The organism is Microtetraspora sp. AC03309 (assembly GCF_020826795.1).
Taxonomy (GTDB): Bacteria; Actinomycetota; Actinomycetes; order Streptosporangiales; family Streptosporangiaceae; genus Microtetraspora; species Microtetraspora glauca.
The window spans coordinates 1-472 of the sequence record NZ_JADDIL010000484.1 but is presented as its reverse complement, the minus strand read 5'-3'; the positions used below and the strand labels follow the sequence as shown (position 1 = coordinate 472).

At 59.1% G+C, this 472-nt stretch carries 1 protein-coding gene; it reads left to right on the top strand.

The window, feature by feature from the left end; genetic code table 11:
• Positions 1-13: 13 nt before the first annotated feature.
• Positions 14-472: alkyl sulfatase dimerization domain-containing protein (locus IMZ11_RS43965; RefSeq protein ID WP_305075962.1), on the top strand; the 459-nt coding region annotated here is incomplete at its 3' end.

The following is a 472-nucleotide window of genomic DNA, read 5'->3' as shown; positions in this document are numbered from 1 at the left end:
CTATCAACGCTATATGGGTTGGTACGACGGCAACCCGTCGGATCTCGACGACCTGCCGCCGGTGGAGGCGGCCAAGAAGTACGTCGAATACATGGTCGGCGAAGACGCCATTCTCGACAAGGCCAAGAACGACTTCGACAATGGCAACTATCGCTGGACAGCGATGGTGCTCAAGCATGTCGTGTTCGCCAATCCTGACAGCGTCAACGGCAAGAACCTCTTGGCGGACAGTTACGAACAGCTCGGATACCAGGCAGAATCCGGACCATGGCGCTCGGTGTATCTCCAGGGTGCCTACGAACTGCGTAATGGGGTGCCCAGCGCCGGCCAGACCGACACCGCCAGCCCGGACACCATCGAGGCCATGCCGCCCGAGATGATGTTCGACTATCTGGGTGTACGGCTGAACGGTCCGAAAGCCGCGGGCAAGAACATCAAGCTCAACGTCACGTTCGATGACCTGAAGCAGGAC